Source organism: Paenibacillus sp. FSL M8-0142, assembly GCF_038597315.1.
GTDB classification, from domain to species: domain Bacteria; phylum Bacillota; class Bacilli; order Paenibacillales; family Paenibacillaceae; genus Paenibacillus_AQ; species Paenibacillus_AQ lactis.
The window spans coordinates 6,529,469-6,551,910 of the sequence record NZ_CP152008.1; the positions used below are offsets into that span (position 1 = coordinate 6,529,469).

The 22,442-nt window shown below is 54.2% G+C and carries 15 protein-coding genes and 1 pseudogene; 6 read left to right on the forward strand and 10 right to left on the reverse strand.

Annotation, left to right across the window (positions count from 1 at the left end):
• The 6 genes from NSQ46_RS29490 to NSQ46_RS29515 all read right to left on the reverse strand — a co-directional run bounded on the left by NSQ46_RS29490 (window position 1) and on the right by NSQ46_RS29515 (window position 9,424).
• A complete protein-coding gene (locus NSQ46_RS29490) occupies window positions 1-2,274 on the reverse strand; it encodes an AraC family transcriptional regulator (RefSeq protein WP_342575785.1) in 2,274 nt (757 codons plus the stop codon).
• A gap of 139 nt (window positions 2,275-2,413) precedes the next feature.
• Window positions 2,414-4,663, reverse strand: coding sequence for a glycoside hydrolase family 88 protein (locus NSQ46_RS29495; protein WP_342575786.1), 2,250 nt, complete (start codon window positions 4,661-4,663; stop codon window positions 2,414-2,416).
• On the reverse strand, window positions 4,660-5,958 hold the full coding sequence (locus tag NSQ46_RS29500; RefSeq protein WP_342575787.1) for a Gfo/Idh/MocA family oxidoreductase: 1,299 nt from the start codon (window positions 5,956-5,958) through the stop codon (window positions 4,660-4,662). The genes NSQ46_RS29495 and NSQ46_RS29500 overlap by 4 nt, the downstream gene beginning before the upstream one ends.
• A 5-nt stretch (window positions 5,959-5,963) precedes the next feature.
• Window positions 5,964-7,508: an extracellular solute-binding protein gene (locus NSQ46_RS29505; protein ID WP_342575788.1), complete on the reverse strand. Its 1,545-nt coding sequence runs from the start codon at window positions 7,506-7,508 to the stop codon at window positions 5,964-5,966.
• A 78-nt stretch (window positions 7,509-7,586) separates the two neighbouring features.
• Window positions 7,587-8,456, reverse strand: a complete 870-nt coding sequence (locus tag NSQ46_RS29510; protein WP_342575790.1) for a carbohydrate ABC transporter permease — start codon at window positions 8,454-8,456, stop codon at window positions 7,587-7,589.
• The gene (locus tag NSQ46_RS29515; protein WP_342575791.1) at window positions 8,456-9,424 is read right to left on the reverse strand and encodes an ABC transporter permease subunit; all 969 of its coding nucleotides are present in this window, start codon (window positions 9,422-9,424) and stop codon (window positions 8,456-8,458) included. Before NSQ46_RS29515 ends, NSQ46_RS29510 begins: the two co-directional genes overlap by 1 nt.
• Before the next feature lie 447 nt (window positions 9,425-9,871).
• Between NSQ46_RS29515 and NSQ46_RS29520 the strand changes: the two are divergent.
• Window positions 9,872-10,296, forward strand: a pseudogene (locus NSQ46_RS29520) (transposase); the annotation flags it as partial.
• A 379-nt stretch (window positions 10,297-10,675) separates the two neighbouring features.
• The gene (locus NSQ46_RS29525; RefSeq protein WP_007133155.1) at window positions 10,676-11,953 is read left to right on the forward strand and encodes a S1 family peptidase; all 1,278 of its coding nucleotides are present in this window, start codon (window positions 10,676-10,678) and stop codon (window positions 11,951-11,953) included.
• 450 nt (window positions 11,954-12,403) lie between these two features.
• Here the strand turns inward: NSQ46_RS29525 and NSQ46_RS29530 are convergent, their stop codons facing one another.
• Complete coding sequence (locus NSQ46_RS29530; RefSeq protein ID WP_007133157.1) at window positions 12,404-12,871, reverse strand: hypothetical protein; 468 nt, start codon at window positions 12,869-12,871, stop codon at window positions 12,404-12,406.
• A gap of 295 nt (window positions 12,872-13,166) precedes the next feature.
• Between NSQ46_RS29530 and NSQ46_RS29535 the strand changes: the two genes are divergently transcribed.
• Window positions 13,167-13,352: a hypothetical protein gene (locus NSQ46_RS29535; RefSeq protein ID WP_144872835.1), complete on the forward strand. Its 186-nt coding sequence runs from the start codon at window positions 13,167-13,169 to the stop codon at window positions 13,350-13,352.
• Between the two features lie 783 nt (window positions 13,353-14,135).
• On the opposite strand, the gene speB is transcribed toward NSQ46_RS29535, so the two are convergent.
• Both speB and speE read right to left on the reverse strand, forming a co-directional pair.
• Window positions 14,136-15,002 (reverse strand): agmatinase, encoded by an 867-nt coding sequence (speB, locus tag NSQ46_RS29540; protein WP_341034634.1) that lies wholly within the window; start codon window positions 15,000-15,002, stop codon window positions 14,136-14,138.
• A 17-nt stretch (window positions 15,003-15,019) separates the two neighbouring features.
• Entirely contained in the window at window positions 15,020-15,847 is an 828-nt protein-coding gene (gene speE, locus NSQ46_RS29545; RefSeq protein ID WP_077571076.1) for a polyamine aminopropyltransferase, read from the reverse strand.
• A gap of 328 nt (window positions 15,848-16,175) precedes the next feature.
• Between speE and NSQ46_RS29550 the strand changes: the two genes are divergently transcribed.
• Complete coding sequence (locus NSQ46_RS29550) at window positions 16,176-18,242, forward strand: PBP1A family penicillin-binding protein (RefSeq protein ID WP_341034636.1); 2,067 nt, start codon at window positions 16,176-16,178, stop codon at window positions 18,240-18,242.
• A 234-nt stretch (window positions 18,243-18,476) separates the two neighbouring features.
• Here the strand turns inward: NSQ46_RS29550 and NSQ46_RS29555 are convergent, their stop codons facing one another.
• Window positions 18,477-19,346: a hypothetical protein gene (locus NSQ46_RS29555; protein WP_341034637.1), complete on the reverse strand. Its 870-nt coding sequence runs from the start codon at window positions 19,344-19,346 to the stop codon at window positions 18,477-18,479.
• A 410-nt stretch (window positions 19,347-19,756) separates the two neighbouring features.
• Here NSQ46_RS29555 and NSQ46_RS29560 point away from each other — a divergent pair, with 410 nt between their 5' ends.
• Together NSQ46_RS29560 and NSQ46_RS29565 are read left to right on the forward strand one after the other, a co-directional pair.
• Window positions 19,757-20,143, forward strand: coding sequence for a metalloregulator ArsR/SmtB family transcription factor (locus NSQ46_RS29560; RefSeq protein WP_007133249.1), 387 nt, complete (start codon window positions 19,757-19,759; stop codon window positions 20,141-20,143).
• Window positions 20,144-22,417 (forward strand): heavy metal translocating P-type ATPase, encoded by a 2,274-nt coding sequence (locus NSQ46_RS29565; protein ID WP_341034638.1) that lies wholly within the window; start codon window positions 20,144-20,146, stop codon window positions 22,415-22,417.
• Window positions 22,418-22,442 lie beyond the last annotated feature (25 nt).

The following is a 22,442-nucleotide window of genomic DNA, read 5'->3' on the forward strand; positions in this document are numbered from 1 at the left end:
TTATTCGTATAAGGCGTCCATTCGGGTTCTCATCATATCCCGGTACTTTCCCGGGGTGATATCCTTGAATTTGCGGAAGCTCCGGATGAAGCTGTTCTCGTGCTGATAACCGACCATCAGGGCGATATCGGATATTTTCCGGTCGGTCTTGACCAGCAGCTCCCCGGCGCGTTCCATCCGCAGCCGGGTTAAGTAGTTGTAAATCGTTTCATTGGTCTCCTGCTTGAACAGCTGGCTGGCCAAGCTGCTGCTGATGCCGATGGAGTCGGCGATTTCCGGAATGCCGATCGGCTCTCCGAGATGCTGCTCCATGTATTCCATCATCCGCTGGCACAGGATAAAATCCTTGCTTCCGATCAAGCGTCGGTAGCGTTCGGACAATGCGTTGATCAAGCCCGTCAGCTCCGCTTCGATGTCCTCGATATACATCGTGGCGAGCCGACCGGCCGATTCTGCCTCGGCTCCTTCCCCGCCCGGGCAGAGTCCCTGCAAGCGTTCCAATAAAGACTGCAGCGCGGCAAGCGCTTCCGTCGGATACCAATATCGACTGCGGATATTGCCGGCAATACGCTCCAGCAGGGCCACCGCTTTTTCCCCTTCCCCGCTCTCCACGGCGGCCAGCAATTCCCGTATTCCGTCTTCCGGCGCTTGCGTGTCGGTTACCTCATGGGCGGATACGTCCTGGAACGGCACGAGCTGGCCATAGCCTCTGTATAAGCGGTAGGTTAACGCATTCTCCGCCTCCAGCATGGCCTGCTTCAATTTGCAGACATCGCTTTGCGGCGTGCTCATGCCCGCAGATACGCTGAACTTCAGCAGCCGGGACACCGTTTCGATCGCCTCAGCCAGTGGCGGACGTCCTTCGGCCATCTGAGGCTGAAGGAGAATCGCCATTCGGTCTGCCCCGAAATCGGCGCAGGCGACCCGCCATTTCGGCTCATGCAGCTCGGCTATGATATTGGCCAAGGCGAACTTGAGCAAGGAATGATCGCTTGCCGGGAACCGGCGCGACCACGAGTCGTAACGGTCAATCGACAGCACGGCTACCGTCACCGGAGCATCGGTCCATTCGGCAAAATAACGGGACCACTTCTCCCTGATTTCACGCCGTCCGCTCATATGCCCCGAGTGGATATCGTGTAAAAACTTGGACGCCGCATCCGGGATCGTCTCCCGAACCAATTGGGACAGATGGGCATGGTTGCTCAGCAGCTCGCCCGCAAGCTTCTCCAGATCGATGCGGTCCGGGCTGGACGTCTTCCCTTCGTAGGCGCTAAACAACTGCTTCAGCCGCCGCACCGGCCGGAATGCAGCCGAGTTCACGTACAGGATCGTCAGCGCTCCCAGTGCCAGGGCAGCTACAGAGACGGACAGCACGGTGTCGCGCACCTTCTTGGACTGGGCCAGCAAACTGTCCTGCGACACGATGGAGACATATTTCCAGCCGGTGAGCGGTGATTCGATCTGGTTCACCAGCAGCTTCTGCCCTTCATGAACAAAGTCGCCGAAGCGGTCCTCCTTCAGCTCGTTCAGCGCCTGGGTCACGGCATCCGGCTTAAACTCCGAGTTGGAGACCGAGTACAGCACATGACCCTGCTGATCCACGATATACCGCATGCTGTCCACTTGCGAAAGCGCGGGCGGGTTAAGCTTGGCAAACAGCTCCGTTTCCCGCAAATTCACCGCTACGATGCCTCGAAATTTGCCCTGAATCATGATCTTTCGGAACAGCGTCAGCTCAGAGCCCTTGTTCCCCGCCCCCTCGGGAACATGCCGCTTGCGGATCGTCATCATATCGTCACCGAATTCATCCGCAATGCTGGTCCACTCGGAGTCCACGAAGGTCAGCCTGCTGGAGCTGTAGCCTTGAGGCAGCGAAACGAAGCTGCCCCGCTCGATGTCATAAACGTATATGCTGTTGATGTATTCCGAATTGTTGATCCAAGTGGACAGGAGCCGGTACAAGGTGGAAATATTGGAGACCGAATTCTGGTTCTCGCTCGTCAGGAAATGGTAAACATGCTCGTTCACGGCGACCTGGACCGCGATTTTGTCGCTCTCCCGGATCGAGTCGTCGATGAATTTCATGCTGATCTGCAGCATTTGATGCTGCGGCTCGCTCAGCTCCTCCTGCAGCACCGATTTGGAGGTGTAATAGGAGGTCAGGCTGACGGCCAAAATGATCAAGAATACGGATACGGTCAAAATGAGCACCAGTCGGGCCTGCGTCTGGGCCAGCGAATATTTGAGCCACTTACCGATCGTTTGGAACATATCCATCCCCGCTTTACTACCAGTTTGGTTCCATTATAGCTTACGCTCCGCTCCTGCCGTCATTAGGGATTAAGCGTTTTCATTTCCTCTTGTTTCCGCTCCCCTTTTTAAACTTATAGTGGACCTGCGTCCCCCCGGACTACCCACCGGTCTCGCCGGGCACCGTTGATGCCTTCAGCTGTCCGCCGTACTCCAATTCCCGTGCTGTATGACGCAACAATTGAAGAAGTTCGACGCCGGCGAGAAGCACAATGCCGATGCCGTGCGTGTCGTTCACATTCCACGACAGGTCGTGTTTGTAATACGAGTGGGAGTTGGACCAGCTGCTCCCCTTGCATACGCCGAATACATTGCCTTTGCCGTCAATCGCCCGGGCGGTCAGGCCCTCCCACCCCGAGACGGCCGCCTGCGCGTAAAGCTGTGTCGACCGAAGCCAGCCTCGCCGAACACCCCGGGCCATGCCAAAGATGAACATTGCGGTGCACGACGCTTCCTCATAGGATTCGGGATCGGTAAGCACTTGGTGCCACAGCCCATTTGCGCCCTGAACCCGTCGGTACCCTTCCGCCAGCTCACGGTAGAACTGCAGAAGAGGCTCGTAGTCGGGATGGCCGGTCGGAAGCACGGCGAGCAGCTCGGCCAGCGAGAAGAATACCCATCCGTTGCCCCTGCCCCATACCGTACGGGAAGGCTGGCCCTGCCGTACGTCGTAGACATGCGACATCAGCTGCAAATCCGGCATATACAAGTAAGACTTATACAGCAGCAGCTGCTTTGCCGCTTCGTCCAAATAGCGGGAGTCGCCGGTCAGCTCCGCATACCGGCATAGAAACGGCACGCTCATATACATATCGTCGCACCACATCGTCAGGTCCATGCTGCGGGAAACGCCGACCTCCCGGTAGAGGGCGCCGTCCGGCAGCCGGGATTGAACGGTCATGATATACCGGGCGATATCGTCAGCGGCCCGGCGAGCCCCTTTCAGCGGCCGAAGGCGGTCGGCGAGGATGGCGAGCGAGCCGAAGGAGCCGCAATCATCCAGACTGTCGATATCGGACAGCTGATTGTTCAGCCCGGCTGCGCCGAACCGTTCCCGGTCCCATAACGCGTACTCGTAATGGGAGGTAGCGAACTCGACATGCCGCAGAACGTAATGCTCAAGATCAGAGCGATGCAGCGTTTTGCTCGTTTCAAGCAGGCCGTACAGCGTGACGCCCAGCGGATAATTCCATCGGCCAAACAGCTCGTTCTCCAGAAACGGCCGGATGCATGCGCCCGGCTCGCCTCCCGTCCAGAACAGCTTCTCCCCGCCCGGCTGAGCGAGGGTATCCATGCCAAAATACTCGGATATCTCAAGCTCCGCATCCGCACGGAATGGGCCGAGATACAGCCATTCTCCCTTGAGGCCGTGCACCTTGCGGGGCGCGCACAGCATCCCGGCTGGGGAGACCTCATCGATTTGAAATCCCCATCCGTCCGGACCGCATTCGCACCGGGCCGTCAGCTCTCCGCGTCCTGCGGGGGCATCGAGCACGAAGCGGAAGCTTCCAGCCTCGGGGAAGAAGCCGGCTTCCCGGCCGTTCCATTCAAACCGCACCGGTCCGTAGGCGGTCCCGGACACCGTTACATTGGCCGAAGCCAAGCTGCGGTTAACGATAGCCGCCCAGGCATATGCGGCATATCCCGGCTTCTCGCCATACATGACGGACATTAAGCCTTTCCGGCCGCCAGCTTCCGCCCCCTCATGTTCCGCTCGTGCAGGAAGCCAGTCCGTTCCCGTGAACGACTCACTCTCCACGACACCGGGGATGACCGGAAGCGGACCGGAGAGCGGCCGCGTCACAATCCAGCCTTCCTCCCCCTCCCTCTCCGTTGACGGGGCCAGAAAGCAATACGGTTTGTTTTTGCGGTTGCTCGTGCCGAATACACCTCCGGCTCCCCCGGGTCCAGGACGGAATTCCAGGACGAAGTGGTTCCACCCTTCGGTGAGCTGGATCCCGATTCTGACCGGCGTGTCCGGATCCGCCGCCTCGCCCTGCGCGGAGCCGAACCGCTTTCTGCCGTTATGATACAGCCGTACCGGTCCGTCGCTCTGGATCAGGAAGGCAAAGGTGTGCCCTTCCCGGACCCATAGCTTCCCCCAGGCATAAACCACCTGATCTTCCGTCATCTCTGGAAACATGTCCCCGATCGGAAATACGTAAGCGTGATCCCCCCGCTTGCGAATCGGCCCGCTGCGGCTAACCCGGTACACCGGAGGGTGAGGAGGATGATCCCCTACATAACGCTGGGCGATGACCGTAAGAGCATGCTCAATCGAGCCTCCCTCCGTCTGGTAGGCCAAGCCCTCCGCCGGATCGAAATATTCGCTGCTATCCTGTTTGCTCATGCTTTTGTCAGCTCTCCTTTCCAACCTGCAAGCACATCCTGGATCGCCACCGGCTTCCCTTCCTTGGCCGAGCGCCACACGGCTTCCCCTGTTGCAACCGAATACGCGCCGTCAGCTGCCCCCGATAAGACGGAATAGGGCCTGGATCGGTCCTCACCCAGGAACAGATCATTCAAAAGCAGCGGATCGCCTCCTCCATGCCCGCCTTCCCGATGCACCACATGGATCGTTTCTTTGGAGCCGAACAACGGGAAATAATCGATGGTCTGGACCGGCGTAGGGAACGGGGTCCTGGACGGAGCATGGTATTCGGTCGTCTCCAGGCGGCCCTTCGTGCCGTTTATCGCCAGGCGGTAGCCTTCGTACGGCAGCGAGAAGTTGACGGAATAACTGAGCAGCGCGCCCCCGTTGTATCGGATAGCGGCCGCATACGTATCCTCGATGTCAATCTCGGAGTCGAAGATGCACTGGTCCGGGCGGTAACCCGTGTAAGGAAATTGCCGCCCTTCCGCCGCAAGGAGACCGAGGTGATCATCCTTCACATGGCGCGCATTCCAGCGCATGTAGTAGGCACAGCGGCTTGCTGCCGTGCAGGTGCCGCAATGGCGGCCGTCCACCCGCTCCGGGTTAAGCTCGCCTTCGGAGCCGTAATAATGAAGCGCCCCGTAAGCGAAAGCTTCAACCGGCCGCTGATTGATCCACCAGCCGACGAGGTCGAAATGATGGGTGCTCTTGTGGATGGAGAGGCCGCCGGAAAGCTCGCGCCGGCGGTTCCATCTTTTGAAATAACTTGCTCCATGATACGTATCCAGGTACCAGTTCAAATCCACGGAAGTAATGCGGCCAAGCCGGCCCTCCCATACCATTTCCTTGATTTTGTCATGAACGGGAGCATAACGATAATTGAATGTGACGGTTACGTTGCCTTTGCTTGCCCTTTCCGCTTCCAGCACCCGCCGGGCGTCCGCCCCGGTCGTGACCATCGGTTTCTCCGTGATGACATCCCGATCGTGCTCCAGCGCGGCGACGATATAACGCGCATGCGTATCATCCCGTCCCGCTACGATCACGACGTCCGGCTTCGTCTCCTCGATCATGCGGTCGAACTCCTCTTCGCCGTAAACAGCGATGGCCGGATGCTCCGGAAAACGTGTGCGGAACAGCTCAAAACGCTCCGGGTCTGTGTCGAGCAGCGCCACCAGCTCGCACCGCGGGGCATACGTCGTCAAGATCGGCTTCGCAAACATCCCAAGCGCCCGTCCGCTTACCCCGCATATCGCATATTTCTTCTTCATTAGCATCACATCCTCGAATACCATTCCTCAACCCGCTTGGTGACTTCTTCCCCTCCGGACGCATACCAACGTTCCACGAATTCATCGAACTTCTCCAGCGGCCACTCGCCGATGACAATCTTGGTCAAGTATTCCTGGAACAGCTTATGGGATTGAATATCGGGATATCCCTCGTACACGGTGCTCGGCAGCCCGTCGCCGGCAATCCGCTTGGCGTCCGCGGTGCTTACCTCGAAAATATCCTTGACCATCTGCTGCATGTCTTCCGGAATCGTCTCCTGAATCCGGATGTTCATGTCCTCCTCGGTCGTCAGGTTGCGCATGCCAAGGGCGAGCGGCCGGCTGTCCTCTGGCGGGAGCAGCACTTTTTTGCCGTCCACGACCTCATGCTGCAATCCTTCGATCCCGAACCGGATAAACTCGTCGTTGGAACGGTCATAGAAGAAATCCAGCAGCTTCAGCGCTGCAGGGGCGTTGGCTTCGGCTTTAGTCGGAATAATCCATTCCGGCTCGCCCATGCTTTTTTGCGTGACATATCCCTCATAGCCCTCCGCTTTCGGAAGCGGCATGCCGACGACATACGCATCCGGGGCTTTCTGTTGAATCGCCGTAAAGCGGTCGCGCAGGTTCGCCGGAAGATGGTACCAGCTGCCGACGAGGTTGTTGTTGATTTTGGCGGTCCATACATCGCCCTTGTTCAGGAACGTCTCGTTATCGAGCAGCTTCTCGGCGTACAGCTCACGGATGAACCCGATCGCTGCCTTCATGTTGTCCGTGACGCCGGCATATTGGATCTTCCCGTCATACACGTCCCATTCCGGACTGCCCTCCCACATGGCTACGCCATACATCGCAAACAAATGGTCCATCCATTTGCCGAATTCCCGGCCAGACGTCGGCAGCTCATCCCTTACGCCGTTGCCGTTCGGATCCTGTTCCAGGAACGCGGCCAGCACCTGCTTGTATTCCTCCGTGGTGGTTGGCATCGGCATGCCGACCTTGTCGAGCCAATCCTGGCGGATCATCGGCGCACGCTCAGGCATGAGGAACACCTTCGGCACATAGTAGATTTTTCCGTCCGGCGAAGCCGATCGCACGACATCCCACGCTTCCTGCGGAATGTTCTTCCACACGTTCGGCGCATACTGCGGCAGCAGATCGTCCAGCGCAAGCGCGCCCCCTTGCCGGATCAACGTCTGCTCGATGCCGCCGATCGGCCGCAAAATATCCGGAAGATCATCGGAGGCGATCATCAGATTCAAAAATTCCGTCGGCTCCGAGCCCGGCGGGGTCGTAACCAGCTCATATTGGACCCCGGTGCGCTCAGCCACGTACTGAACATGCGGATTGTCCGGACCCGGAATCGTGCCGACCCCCATGTGGCTTTTGAACACCTTGACCTTTGTTACGTCATTTCCCCCTTCGCTGCCCTGGCCGCCTGCTTCGGTTCCGGAGCCTCCCGGGCTGCCGCAGCCCGCCAGCAGTCCTGCCGCCAGCAAGACCGCGAGCGCCGGCTTCCCGAACCATTTGCGGAAATACCATTTCGCCATGTGTAAATCCTCCCCTTTTGAATGGTTGTTATATCAAACCGGTCCTAGAACCGATTTCATATCGAAGATCTGCCCGGCCTATTCCTTTAGCGAGCCGAGCATCGAGCCTTTGACGAAATATTTTTGCAGATATGGATACACCAGAATGATCGGAATCGTCGCAAATAAAATTGTAGCCGCTTTCAAAGTTGTCGTGTTAAAATCGAAGTCGCCCAGAAACATATTGACCGCGGCCAGCTCCTCCGGGGACTGCAGATACGCCCGAAGCTTCATCTGAAGCGGCCATTTCTCCGGATCGCGGATAAACAGCACGGCCCGGGAGAAGGTATTCCAGTAACCGACCGCGTAGAACAAGCTCACTGTCGCCACGACCGGCTTGGATAAGGGCAGGTAGATGCGGAACAGGATGCCGAAATCGCTGCACCCGTCTATTCTCGCCGAATCGTCCAATTCGCCGGGAATGCCCATGAAAAAGGTTCGAATGATGATCATATTGAACGTGCCGATCAGGCCCGGCAGGATCAGGGCCCACAACGAGTTCATCATGCCGAGCTCGCGAACGGTCAGGAAGAACGGGATCATCGGAGCGTTGAAAATCATCGTCAGCACGATGCCGAGCATGACCGGCTTGCGCAGCAGAAACTCGCGGCGGGACAGCGGATAGGCCGTCATGACCGAGAACAGCATGCTGAGGAGCGTCCCGACGACCGTAATATATACGGTGATGCCGAAGGATGTCCACAGGCCTTGGTTTTTCAAAATATGCTCCCATGAAGCGGTCGTAAATTCTACAGGCAGCAGAAACACTTCCTTGGAATCGGCGGCAACCGGTGAGCTGAACGATACGGCCAGCAGCTGCACCAGCGGAAACAGCATCGTCGCCGCGGCGGCGATCAGAAATACATAATTCAACGTCTGAAACACTTTTTCTCCGAATGTCGCTTTCATCACCACAACCCCTGATCCGTTTTTCTGGCCAACCGGTTAAAAATCCACAACAAGATAAACCCGATGACGGACTGGAACAAGCCGATCGCCGTCGTCATGCTGTACTGACCTTGAAGCACGCCTGCGCGGTACACATACGTTTCGATGATATCCCCGACCGAATAGGTCATCGGCGTCAGCAAATTGAAGATCTGATCAAAGCCGAGCTCGAGGAAATTGCCGATCTGCAGCAGGAACAGCACCAGTATCGTCGGGAACATCGTGGGCAGCGTAATATGGATCGTTTGCTTCCATCGACCCGCTCCGTCCATGACGGCCGCTTCATATAAATTCGGATTGATGCCGGCGATAGCCGCCAAATAAATGATCGTGCCCCAGCCGACCTCTTTCCAGATCGACGACAGGACGACGATGGTCCGGAAATAACCTGCCTCCTGCATGAACAGGATCGGCTCGTAACCGAGCCAGCCGCGAACCGCGTTCACCACGCCTTGACTGGATAGCATCTCGAATACGATCCCGCCCACAACGACCCATGACAGAAAATGAGGGAGATAGAACAGGCTCTGTACCACCCGTTTGGCGAGCATGATCCGGATCTCATTAAACAGCAGCGCCAGCAGGATCGGTGCCGGAAATCCGAACAGCAGCTGATATAAAGCGATGACGGCTGTATTGCGCAGCACATTGTAGAAATCCTGATAAGTAAAAATAAATCCGAAATTATCCAGCCCTACCCAAGGGCTTCCCCAAATGCCCTTAAAAATCTGATAGTCCTGAAAGGCGATGACGCTCCCCGCCAGCGGCACATACTTGAATACGACGTAGAACAAGATGCCGGGGAGAATCATGAGATACAGCATCCAGTGCTTGCGCATGTTCGCAATGTACCGGTTGCGGGATATTCCGCTCGCCTTGAGAGGCAGCGGCGCGCCATCCTGTTTCAGTTCGGTTGACCGGGTTGCCATCGTGATTAAACCTCCCTTCGCTTTGAGCATGTCAATGTATCGCCAATCATAACGTCCACCGCGCAAACCGAACAACGGTTCAATCCGACACGCAATGAGCAGATCGAGGAAACCCCGCCGGAGATCCGCATAGACTGCGGCAGTTCCAGGTTCATAAAATTGATCCGGCGAACAAATGAAGGAAGTACCGGAAAAAGAGGATTTGTTGATGCGCTGGAGGATCGGTTGGTTGGCGATTCTCCCCTTTCAAAACCGGTTGGCCGTGACCGTACATATGCAATGAACCAGCAAGCCTCCTCCGCCAGCCGATAGGCTGAGATGGAGGAGGCTTGCTGGTTCAAAAAAACGCTGCCGTGTTGGAACACGGCAGCATTACGGGCACGGGCGATCCTCTGACCTACTATTAATATGTGGTGATGTTATCTATCTGAGCCTAAATTTCGAAAGCAAACATTTGAACTGCTTGGCGAGCATCCAATCGTCTAGCTTGATTCGACAAGGGTTTTGGTGGCGAAGACTTCTATAGCCTGCTCGAGAGCCGGAAGATCGGCTATGCCGGCAAAATGAAATGGACAAAGCGGCTGGAGCAGGAAGTTCAGAAATGTCGCTACTGGAAGCGCTACGATGATTGGATCATCGAAGGCATCACGCTGATCTACAAAGCAACGTCCTGGAAGAAAACGCGCCGGGTGGCAATTCTCAGCAAGGTCCAAGTATTCGATGACGGGCAAAGCCGACTGGTCTTCGACAGCGACTGGCAATACGAAGCAATCGTCACGAATTCGGAATGGGAGCCGATTGATTTGTGACGCTTTTACAATCAGCGCTGCTACTTTGAAAACTACATCAAAGAAGCCAAGAACGGATTCTCGCCGAGTCGCTCAGTTGAAATGATCCTTTCACAATCTTACATGGAAATCGCAATGCCCCTTCATTGGGATGGGGAAGGGCTCCTTCATGATTGTAATCGTAACGATATCACTGGGGAATCTACTGTGATTTTACATTAAGAAGGCCCTTTGATTCCTACGCTAACCTTGCTGCTATGGGCTTTCGAAATTCAGGATGATATTTTTATTTTTCCAAAAATTTATTTTTTAGAAAAAATCCAAATATTAGGTAACTAGTGTACAAAAACTGGCGTTTATACATATAACACACCAAGATAACAATCAAAAGAGAATTATAGAAAGGGAGGGTAGGAAGGTATTTACGCTGTTTTATAATTAAAAGTAAAAGGAGAATTTCTGGATGAAAAAAATATTCTTACCAATTATTCTAACTGTGGGTCTCATCTTCCAATCTGCTGTAGTATTTGCAGAGGGCGGGGAAACAGTGTCCTATGATGAATATCAAGCCGAAACAGTCTTACCATTGGATGCACAACAAGAACTTCAACTTGAGTTTGAAAAGAAATATCTAGACTCCGTCTTTGACATCATTGCTAAACACTTTGGAGATCCCGAAAATTTTAATCCTTACGGAGAGATATATATTGAAAATGATAAGTTCCCACATTTCGTTATTGCTGTTGCTAAGGATAGTGTAAAGGTTAGTAGTTTTATTGAAGAGATTAAAAAAATATTACCGGGTGATTTACTTGAAGTGCAACGTGTCAGTTATTCAAAGGAAGACCTCATAAATATACAAGGAGATATTTTACAGCGAGTTCAATCGGGCAGTATAGCAATTCCTCGAGGAATATCAACCGATGTAAGTACAAAGAAACAGAAGGTCATTATCAGTGTCCCCGAGGGTGTGAATCTAGAAAAGAGTTATATGGTTAATCTGAATGAGGAGTATAACGGTCTTATTGAATTTGATGAAAGACCAGAAAACATACCTTATAAACTAAGAACTGATGCATTTACGGAAATGGGCGGGGGGATATCAATTAAGGGTACTTGCAGCACTGCAGGAATAGCGACCAAAGATACGAGAGAGTTCATTGTCACGGCGGGACATTGCATAAGAGATATAGGTTCTACTGTGTATCAAGGCGGAACATCTATAGGAACTCAACACTTATCTGGTTATAAGGATAACGGTACAGATGTCGGTCTTGTGCTGCTTACAAATAAGAATAAAAAATACGGAAATAAGTATTATTATAATCCCGTCGCGAATGCTGAATACGACAAAAGCTATACTCAAACAAGTACAGCGTTAGTCGGACAACTTATCTGTAAATCAGGAATGTCTACAAATGTTACTTGTGCAAATGTACAATCTACAAGTGGAAGTGTGGATTACAAAGAAGGTACAACTTATTTTACATTTACCAATATGATTACAATATATAAACAAGGTGGAGGGTACAGTAAGGGCGGTGATAGCGGAGCTATTGTTTTTAGCGCACAAAACAGCAATCATATTATAGGTGTTCATTCTGGAGGAAATATAGAAACCGATACAATGCCAAGCGGAACCTGGGGATATACATCCAAAATAATACCATCTCTGGTTAATGTCGGAGCGGTTACAATGTATACTAGCAGTACAGTCAAAACGGTAGACCCCAATAATTAGAAGATGTTAGTGATCTATCTTTAGACATAAAAAATCTGACGCCTGGATCGAGATGGTCATACCCCTAAAAAATTAAGTAGCCAGCGCGTGCCGAAACCCAAACAGCACGCGCTGTTTGAGTTTCGCCTGAAAACGAATACAGACGTTATCCATGCAGGTTGCTTTGCGAGAGTGGCTGCCTTTGACGCTGGCTTCTCATCGTGTGTTGTATGCCTGAGACGCGTATTGAAAGCCTTGGTTCGAATGGAGCACGGCCTCAAACACGTCTCTTTTTGGTGTCCATTGCTCACCCGTATACAGCACCAACTTTACATCATTGCGCTTGGACACTTGCCATACCACAATTCCGTTGTAAATAAGATACCGGATAAAGGACAAGTAGTAAACCGATAAATACGTAACTTCGGTCACAGGCTTCATGCTGGGGGCTGTCGCATGAAACTGAAGATGTTATCTATTTGAGTATTCCTTTTCTAATCGATCTATCAACTGATTTAAAGTTTGTGTTTTAGTGGTGGGGTCGAGCATATAAGTATGCCGTGTTGTTGTATCTTTAAAATAGATTCCATTTCCGCCAAATAACAATATCTGGGTATCTGTATTGTTCATATGAATAATTAATTTACGGTATAAGTCATCTGTAACGTTTCCAACATTAGTAGAACTATCATTTAAGATTTGGGTTAATTCTTTTATGTCATCCTTCTTTTGAAATTCACCCGACACATGGTTCCTCTCAAAATTAAAAATGCTAACACTTGAAATGTCCTCAGCATTCAATTGGAAAATTAACGGTTTAGTCGGTGTGTTATCAGGTAGTTCTTGTTCTGTTTTTTTTGAAGTGTTGCTATTACATGAAATAAGAAGAGATGCACTCAGCAGTAACAGAATAAGGAGTGCGTTTTTTTTGTTTTTCATAATTAACAGCTCCTTTTACAATAAAAAATTGCAATTATATATAACAACGTTAATAATCCTTCAGAGTTGCATAATATTGAGAATTTTTTCCGTTCGAGTTTCTTACCCAAAATCTTCTCTGCTTTCTTCATGACAATCATAAACCAATGCAGCAGGCAACCTAGAGCTGAAAGCCTGCTTGGAATATTTTGAATAAGTCTGTCCACTTCTTCATTAGGCTCAACGCTAGCATCGACAAGATCCTCTAACGCAAGCAAGCCTCCTCCGCCAGCCAATCGGCTGAGATGGAGGGGGCTTGCTTGTTCAAAAAAACGCTGCCGCGTTGGAACACGGCAGCATTACGGGCACGGGCGGCACGCAGGCGCTGCCACGGACGCGTCCTGCCGGGCGGCCCGACGCGGAGCCCGGAACGCCTTCTAGGCCAGGCGCTCGAGGCGCTCCCGTCAGGGATGCTCCGAGAGTGGCGGGCCGCCTCTCCTAGCGTCCGACGCCGACAGCCGAAGGCTAAGGCAGCGGAGGTCGCTTGGAGCCACTCCCGGCCGGGTTGCAAAGCCCCGGCAGCTCCTCGGCCCCCCGAGGCTACCCCGACAGGGGTGCTGACACGAGGGGGCCTCTCGCACGCGAACAAGCAAGCCTCCTCCGCCAGCCGACAGGCTGAGATGGAGGAGGCTTGCTTGTTCAAAAAAACGCTGCCGCGTTGGAACACGGCAGCATTACGGGCACGGGCGGCACACAGGCGCAGCCACGGACGCGTCCTGCCGGGCGGCCGGACGCGGAGCCCGGAACGCCTTCCAGGCCAGGCGCTCGAGGCGCTCCCGTCTGGATGCTCCGAGAGCGGCGGGCCGCCTCTCCTAGCGTCCGACGCCGACAGCCGAAGGCTAAGGCTGCGGAGGTCGCTTGGAGGCGCTCCCGGCCGGGTTGCAAAGCCCCGGCAGCCCCTCGGCCCCCGAGGCTACCCCGACAGGGGTGCCGACACGAGGGGGCCTCTCGCACGCAAACAAGCAAGCCTCCTCCGCCAGCCGATAGGCTGAGATGGAGGAGGCTTGCTTGTTCAAAAAAACGCTGCCGTGATGGCGGAGCCCAGGCAGCCTCACAACCATCCAGAAGGCCCTGAGGGCGGTCCGCAAGGGAGCCCGAGAAGGGCCGTGCACACGCACCAGCCCCGCTCCAATCCTGCACCCTACCTAACTCGGCGCCAACAAGTTTCGGGTGTCCAGAGGGCAGCGCCCTCGGGGCCCTCCCTGGCAGGGAGGGTTTGGGAGGGTCAAACAAACCCTAGCAGCATCTCGCGAATCAGCTTCGCCGCCACGATCTGCGTCTGTTCCGTCGGATCATAAATCGGCGCCACTTCCACCAGATCGCAGCCGACGACGTTGACGTCGGATCTTGCGATCAAGTGCACGGCTTCCAGCAGCTCCTTCGAGGTAATGCCGCCGGCTTCCGCGGTACCGGTGCCCGGTGCGGCTGAAGGGTCAAGCACGTCGATGTCGATCGTCACGTATACCGGACGGTTACCCATAGACGGCAGGGCTTCCTTCAATGGAGCCGCCACGTCGAACGGATAGAAATTAATGTTCTCGCGTCCGTATTGGAATTCCTCGCGAGAGCCGGAACGAATCCCGAACTGGTAAATGTTGCTGCCGCCCATCAGCTCGGCCGCTTTGCGGACCGGCGTCGAGTGGGATAACGGCTCGCCTTCGTACTGCTCGCGCAGGTCGGCATGCGCATCGATATGAATCAGAATCAGATCCGGATACTTCGCGTAAACCTTCTGAATGACCGGCCAGGACACAAGATGCTCCCCGCCAAGACCGATCGGGAATTTCCCGTCATCCAGCAGCTTGCCGACATAGTCGCCGATCACGTCAAGGCTGCGGGCGGCATTGCCGAACGGCAGCATCAGGTCGCCGGCATCGAAATAGGTCATGTCCTCAATGCTTTTATCCAAATACGGGCTGTACTCCTCCAGGCCGACCGAAGCCTGACGGATACGGGCCGGGCCGAAGCGGGAACCGGGACGGTAGCTGACCGTAAAATCCATCGGCATGCCGTAAATGACCGCCTTGGATCCGGCGTAATCCTCGGAGCTCAAAATAAACACGTTGCCGGAGTAACCTTGATCAAGTTTCATCAGTTGCCGCGGCCTCCTTATTTCACCAGATCTTCGACGAACTTAGGCAGCACGAACGCTGCCTTGTGAAGGCGTGGCGAATAGTATTTCGTATCCATCTCCGCAATTTGGGACTCGTCCACTTCAAGCGGATCATACGTCTTGCTGCCCATCGTGAAGGTCCATAAGCCGCTTGGATACGTCGGAATGTTCGCGCCGTAGACACGGACGATCGGGAAGATTTCTTTTACGTCCTTGCTGACCTTTTGGATCAGATCGGCTTTAAACCAAGGGTTGTCCGTCTGTGCCACAAAAATACCGTCATCCTTGAGCGCCTCATAGATGCCTTGGTAGAAGCCGCGCTCAAACAATGGAGCAGCCGGGCCTACAGGCTCGGTGGAGTCCACCATAATAACGTCGTATTCGTTCTTGTGCTCCAAAATATGCATATATCCATCATTCACCAGCACTTCTACCTTCGGATCGTCGAGCTTGCCGGCAATCTCAGGCAGATACTGCTTCGAATATTCGATAACTTTGCCGTCGATTTCAACCAGAACGGCCTTCTCAACGCCAGGGTGCTTGATCACTTCGCGAATGACACCGCCGTCTCCGCCGCCGACGACCAGAACCTTCTTCGGATTTGGGTGGGTGTTTAGCGCAGGGTGAGCGACCATCTCATGATAGACGAATTCGTCCTTAATCGTAGTCATGACCATGCCGTCCAGGACGAGCATACGTCCAAATTCCTCGGTATCGATCATATCCAGCTGTTGAAACTCCGTCTTCTCATGCACAAACGTTTCCCGGATTTTCGCCGTGATGCCGAAAGTCGGGGTTTGCTTCTCCGTAAACCATAATTCCATCGTCTCTACCTTCTTTCCGCTAGAATAATGTTCAGCCGTCCAGATCCAAGCCGTAAAACTTTATTCGGGGCAGATGCCTTGAGCTTACAGTTTCACACTTTTTCTATTGTACCAAACAAATTGTATTATATTAAATCAAGCCCAAAATGCAACCAAAACTTAGGACGCGGTAAGCACAAGGAAGGTTCTGCCGCCCCGCCCATGAATATCCTGCCCTTCCCCGCCCCATACTGTATAGAAAAGGTAATCATCAAGCGGCTTTTGTCCGGTAGGTCCGCCCTTGATGGAGAACACCGACTTACACCTGGAGAAGGAAGGAGCTTCACGCATGCCGGGATCCAAAAAACAACCGCAAAAGCGCAAACGTCGTTTCGTCCGGCTATCTGCATTTCTGTTTGCACTCCTTGGCTTATCGGTCATCGCCGGCGGCATTCTGCTCGCCTATCTATTTATAACGCCGCTGCCCATAGCGGAAACGGACAGGTACTCAAGGCTGCTCGACAGCCAAGGCGAGCTGCTCGCCACATTCTCGACAACGGGGCATACCTCGGAGCAGGTGGCCTTAAGCGAAATCTCTCCTCTTCTGATCCAGGCCACCATGGCGGTGGAGGACCGGAAATTCTATGATCACCCCGGCTTTGACGTGAAGGGCATGGCACGGGCGCTGCTCGTCAATCTGCGTCACATGGACCGCAAGCAGGGAGCCAGCACGCTTACCCAGCAGCTTGCGCGGAACCTGTACCTGTCCCATGAGAAGACTTGGACCCGCAAGCTCAAGGAGGCGAAGTTTACGGCCCAGCTTGAGATGAAATATACGAAAGACCAAATTCTTGAAATGTATCTGAATGAAATTTATTACGGCCACGGTGCTTACGGTATCGAATCGGCATCGCTGCTGTATTTCGGAAAATCCGCCAAAGACCTGAACTTGGCCGAGAGCGCCCTGCTAGCAGGTATTCCGAAAGGGCCGACCTATTATTCGCCATATAACCATATGGATAATGCCCTCAAAAGACAGCGCATCGTCCTGAACGCCATGGCGGAGACCGGCTTCATCACCCAGACTGAAGCGGACCGGGCCGCCTCTTCCAAGCTGGCTATACTGCCTCAGGACCGCCAAGAGAACAAGGTGATCGCCTCGTACTTCCGGGATTATGTGCGAAGCCTGGTCACCTCGCAGCTTAACATAACGGAGGAGCAGCTGGAGCAAGGCGGTCTGAACATCTACACAACGCTTGATCCAAGAGCCCAGCAGGCAGCCGAAGAGGCGGTTGCCAGCGGGATGGACAGCAAAAGCGAGCTGGAAACCGCCCTGGTGTCCATCGACCCGCGAAACGGGCATATCAAAGCGATGGTCGGCGGCAAAAATTACCGCGAAAACCAATACAATCACGCCTTGGCCAAGACGAGACAGCCCGGCTCATCCTTCAAACCGATCATGTACTTGACGGCGATCAACTCTAAGGAAATGACGAGCACAACGGTATTTAACAGCCAGCCGACGCTGTTTCATTACGATAACAACCGCAAGACCTACCAGCCCAGCAATTTCGGGGGCAAATATTTGGGCGAAATTCCGATGCGCGAGGCCATCGCGGCGTCAGACAATATTTATGCCGTCAACACCATCATGCAGCTCGGTCCGGACAAGGTCGTCGACATGGCCAAAAAAATGGGCATCACGAGCCCGCTCGAGTCCGTCCCTTCGCTCGCGCTCGGAACCTCCCCCGTCAGTCCGCTGGAAATGGCATCCGCTTATGCCGTTATGGCCAATAACGGCAAGCGGATTGCTCCGGTGGCGGTGCTCCGTATTACGGACGCCGCCGGCCGGAGTGTCTACGAAGCTCCGGAGGATCCGGGCGAACAGGTCGTGGAGCCGGCAGCCGCATACGTGATGACCCGCATGATGGAAGGCGTGTTCGAGAACGGCGGGACCGGCAACCGCGTGTCCTCCCTGATGAAGCGTCCGGTCGCGGGCAAAACCGGGACGACCGATACCGATGCATGGCTCGTCGGATATACCCCGGAGCTGGCCACCGCCGTATGGGTCGGCTACGATAAAGGCCGGGAGATCAGCAAAGTGGACGGCCACCGCGCAGCGCCTATCTTTGCGAATTTTACGGAGAAGGCCCTCGAGAACGTGCCGCCGAAAATTTTCCCCATTCCGGATCAGGTGGTCAGCGCCTACGTCGATCCGAAAAACGGCATGCTGGCCGGTCCCGATTGCCCGGATAAGGTATTGGAGGTATTCGTAAAGGGAACGGAGCCGACGGAATACTGTGCCGAGCACGGCGACGGGGAGAAGCAGCCGAAGGAAGAGGACCAGACCAAAGCGGCCAAGAAGCAAGAAGAGCGCTCCTGGTGGAAGGACTTCAAGCGCTGGTGGGTGGAGTAAACGAACAACCTATCGAGCGGATTACCTTTGATGTGGCCCCAAGCAACGTACGCCACGAACCCTGCAAAGTGCCCCATTTTAGCGTATTTCCAAGCCTTCCGTAGCTCCGTGTGCTCTAGCAGCATCCATCACAATCAGACACATCGATATATAAGAAAAGCAGCAGGCATCGCCTGCTGCTTTTCTGTGTTCCTATGTAATTGAGTTAGATCCCTCTATATACCTTCATACCTTCTAAAGGCTTGAGATCAAATAGCGGGTGAATATATCCCAGATCAAAGCAAGCACCAGCAGGCTTGCGGCATAGACCAACAGGATCGCGTACAACGGATCCAAGCCGCCGGTTTTTTTGCGCTTGTAGCTGTTCATGACGAGCACCGGGATCGTGATTACCGTGCTGACAAACGACAGAATCAGGATGACCGTTGTAATGTCGCTGTTTATAAATAGAAATAGCGGACTGATGACGAGCAGGGCCAGAAACGGGGTCAGAAATGTCCCGAACCTTGCCATCGCTTCCTTCAGCCTAACTCCCGGGTGATTGGATAACTTCACGGCGGTAAACGTAAATACATTGAGCAAAAATAGAAACAGCGCCAGCCAGCCCATCGGCTTCAGGACCAGATGGATAAAAGCTCCCTTCTGCAGGATTGCTCCATCAAAGCTCAGGGTAACATAACCCAAGAGCGGAAGAAACAGAACATACAGCAGCATGGACACCGTCGCGTTAAGCAGCTGGCTGCCATCCGTGGCGGAAGCGGATGCGATCGGATGCTTCAATCCCTTGACCACATAGTCTCCGTAGATTTGCCCGTATAACTTAATGCTTTCCCAATAAGGGTTGGATACGGCTTCCTCTTCTACGTGCTGCCGTCCCGCGGTATGAAACGGAATGTCAGGCGGTATGTACACAGGCATCTCCTTCTCACCTTGGGAGCTGCCTCTATATCTTGTGCTTCCCTGGTGAACACCATATACCTCCGAGGCAGCCGCCTGCTCTTTGAACGCTGTAAATACGGCCTTATCCTCGATGATCAGACGGGCTCCGCACTGCTCGCAGTACTTCCCTTCTTCCGTCTCGTATCGGCATATTGGACACATCATACGCATGCCTCCCTGTTATTTACGATTCTGCAATTGAAGGATCAGGTACAGATGATGCTGATATAACGGTTGTGATGAGCCGCTGGCCCAATTCTTGCACCGGGGGCACGGGGAACGCTCACCGGCAAGCTTCGCTCACTTCATAGGGACTTCGCTTTTTGCTATTAAGTATAAATTTGCCGCCAAGGAAATGGAAGGATTTTCTGACCTATATGCCCTGCTCCTAACGGCACAGATTTTCAAAAATCAGGCTTGCGCTTTTCCCTGGCCGAACGCGAAATCCCAGGAACAATCAAACATTCATTTGAATATAATAATAAAAAGAGGTATATTAGGTTTAAACAATCAAACGACGGTTTGAATATAAAGAATAAGAGCCCTAATCATTTTCTTCAAGGAGGCGATTGGATATGGAAACCCGAACCGTACCGGCAGACAATTCCGCCGAGCTATGTGAAATCACGTGCCCTTCACCGGACAGGGTCGCTGCCGTATTAAGCGAGCAGGTGTCCGACAATGATGTGCAGGGGATGGCGGAAATCTTCAAAGCTCTAGCGGACCCTACTCGGGTGAAGGTCGCCTATATGCTGGACCGCGGAGGCGAGCTGTGCGTCTGCGATATTGCCGAGCTGCTCGGCTGCTCCACGGCAACGGCTTCTCATCATCTAAGAACGCTGAAGAACAAGGATATCGCCAAATCGCGAAAATCCGGAAAGAATGTGTATTACTCGCTTGTGGATGATCACATCCGTACCCTGCTTCATATGACGCTGGAGCATCAGAAGGAGAAGAGGTAAATGGGTATGCAAAAATCACAAACGAAGCCATCTCCAGAGACGGATGGTCCTAGCTTTGTTGAATATCGCGTACAGGGCCTCTCCTGCCCGAACTGCACGCGTGAAATGCAGGAGGAGATCCAGAAGCTCAAACATGGCGACAATGCCCGGCTGAGTTATAACAGCGGGAAGCTGACTGTCTCCCCTCATGTGGATCTCAGCCGCGTAGAAAGCATCTTGAAGAGCGATGGAGCACGAATCGTTCAAGCCCCGTCATCTTCCTCCCAAGAAGCCGCATCGCCCGGCGGCCATTCCGACCACGGGGCGGCCGGTCATGAACACCGCAGCCATGATCACGACCATGCCCACGATCACGCACAGGACAGCACGCGGAAGATGAAATGGCTGCTCGGCATCTCGGCTGCGCTGTACCTGCTCACCTTCCTATTGGAAGGAAGAACCATGCAGCCCGTGTTGATCGCACTGTATGCGGGCGCCATGCTGCTTAGCGGCTACACAACATTTCTTCGGGGCCTTAGAAATCTGACCCGCTTCAAATTTAATATGGACACGTTGATGACCGTAGCGCTCGTCGGTGCGGTCATCATAGGCGAATGGCGGGAGGCTACGCTGGTCGCGATCCTGTTCGGGCTCAATGAGCTGCTGGAGGGCTACGGCATGAACCGCGCCCGTCAGTCCATGGAAGCTCTGCTGGCGGCCGCGCCGAAGGAAGCGGAATTGCTGCGGGACGGCGAGCCTGTCCTCGTGCCGATCGGAACCCTTAAACCCGGCGACGTAGTTCGGGTCCGGCCCGGCGAGAAAATTCCGTCTGACGGTACGATTGCCAGCGGAGCCGGAGCCGTCAATGAAGCTGCGATTACGGGCGAATCGGTGCCCGTAACCAAGCGGGTGGGCGATACGGTCTTTGGCGGCAGCGTAAGCACGGACGGCGTGCTCCATATCGCTATTTCGAAGGCATATGAGGATTCTTCCCTCGCCAAGATTATGCACTTGGTACAGGAAGCGCAGGACAGCAAGACGCCGACCGAGCTGTTTATCGATAAGTTCGCCAAATACTATACGCCCGCCATTATGATCATCGCGCTCGGCGTTGCACTGATCCCTCCGCTGCTGTTGAATCAGCCCTGGATGACGTGGATCTACCAGGGACTATCCATCCTTATTGTCGGATGTCCTTGTTCGCTTGTGCTGTCATCGCCGATTGCGCTCGTCAGCGGCATGACCCGGGCAGCCCGAAACGGCATTCTGATCAAGGGCGGCATCCATCTGGAGCAGCTCGGCCGCTTGGAGGCCATTGCTTTCGATAAGACCGGCACGCTCACCAAGGGCGAGCCAGCCGTGTATGCCGAGACGGTCTACGACCAAGACCGCTTTTACGCAGTGGTTGGGGCTATCGAGCAAGCATCGCTCCACCCGCTGGCCAAAGCGGTAATGAAGCATCTTGAAATCAAGCAGCCGCAGTGTACGTTCCGTGATCCGCAGGATATTACGGTTCTCCCGGGTGAAGGTGTCCGGGCCCGAATCAACGGACAGTTGTATTGGGTCGGCAGTGAGGATGTTCTGTCCCATATTCATGACAGCGCCCGGAATGATCTGGCCGCCGTCAAAGCAGATATTGCCCACTTAAAGGCACAGGGATATACGATTGTTGCGGCTGTAAGCGAAGACGGCGTATTGGGCCATTTCGGTCTGGCGGACGAGATCCGGGCGGAAACGGCGGACGTCGTCCGTAAGCTTCACGAAGCCGGCATTACCGAAACGATTATGCTTACCGGCGATCATGAACAATCCGCGCAGTCCATCGCGAAGCAATCCGGCGTCACCCGCGTCTTTGCAAGCCTGCTCCCTGAACAGAAGGTATCCAAAATCAAGGAACTGGCCTCCCGCCGGAAGACCGGCATGGTCGGTGATGGCATCAACGATGCCCCGGCATTGGCTGCGGCGGATCTCGGGATTGCCATGGGCAAGGGGACCGATAGCGCCATCGAAACGGCGGACGTCGTCTTAATGCAGGATCACCTCGGCAAGCTTCCCGGAGCGATCCGAACGGCCCGCCGGGTAAACCGCATCATCCAATGGAATATTGGGATCTCACTGTCCTTGAAGGCGATTGCTCTCCTGCTCACCATCCCCGGATGGCTGACGCTGTGGATCGCGATCATTTCGGATATGGGGGCAACCATTATCGTTACCCTGCTCGGCCTGTCCATCCTGCTTGGCAAGGATCGGGAATCCGTAACCGAGGGCTTATCCCAGCCGATAGCCCGGTCGTGACAGCGAACACTCTTCGAAGCTTCAT

Bases quoted from the DNA above. Each gene is read 5' to 3' on its own strand.
- NSQ46_RS29490 (WP_342575785.1), bottom strand. From the start codon at position 2,274: ATGTTCCAAACGATCGGTAAGTGGCTCAAATATTCGCTGGCCCAGACG.
- NSQ46_RS29495 (WP_342575786.1), bottom strand. From the start codon at position 4,663: ATGAGCAAACAGGATAGCAGCGAATATTTCGATCCGGCGGAGGGCTTG.
- NSQ46_RS29500 (WP_342575787.1), bottom strand. From the start codon at position 5,958: ATGAAGAAGAAATATGCGATATGCGGGGTAAGCGGACGGGCGCTTGGG.
- NSQ46_RS29505 (WP_342575788.1), bottom strand. From the start codon at position 7,508: ATGGCGAAATGGTATTTCCGCAAATGGTTCGGGAAGCCGGCGCTCGCG.
- NSQ46_RS29510 (WP_342575790.1), bottom strand. From the start codon at position 8,456: ATGAAAGCGACATTCGGAGAAAAAGTGTTTCAGACGTTGAATTATGTA.
- NSQ46_RS29515 (WP_342575791.1), bottom strand. From the start codon at position 9,424: ATGGCAACCCGGTCAACCGAACTGAAACAGGATGGCGCGCCGCTGCCT.
- NSQ46_RS29525 (WP_007133155.1), top strand. From the start codon at position 10,676: ATGAAAAAAATATTCTTACCAATTATTCTAACTGTGGGTCTCATCTTC.
- NSQ46_RS29530 (WP_007133157.1), bottom strand. From the start codon at position 12,871: ATGAAAAACAAAAAAAACGCACTCCTTATTCTGTTACTGCTGAGTGCA.
- speB (WP_341034634.1), bottom strand. From the start codon at position 15,002: ATGAAACTTGATCAAGGTTACTCCGGCAACGTGTTTATTTTGAGCTCC.
- speE (WP_077571076.1), bottom strand. From the start codon at position 15,847: ATGGAATTATGGTTTACGGAGAAGCAAACCCCGACTTTCGGCATCACG.
- NSQ46_RS29550 (WP_341034636.1), top strand. From the start codon at position 16,176: ATGCCGGGATCCAAAAAACAACCGCAAAAGCGCAAACGTCGTTTCGTC.
- NSQ46_RS29555 (WP_341034637.1), bottom strand. From the start codon at position 19,346: ATGATGTGTCCAATATGCCGATACGAGACGGAAGAAGGGAAGTACTGC.
- NSQ46_RS29560 (WP_007133249.1), top strand. From the start codon at position 19,757: ATGGAAACCCGAACCGTACCGGCAGACAATTCCGCCGAGCTATGTGAA.
- NSQ46_RS29565 (WP_341034638.1), top strand. From the start codon at position 20,144: ATGGGTATGCAAAAATCACAAACGAAGCCATCTCCAGAGACGGATGGT.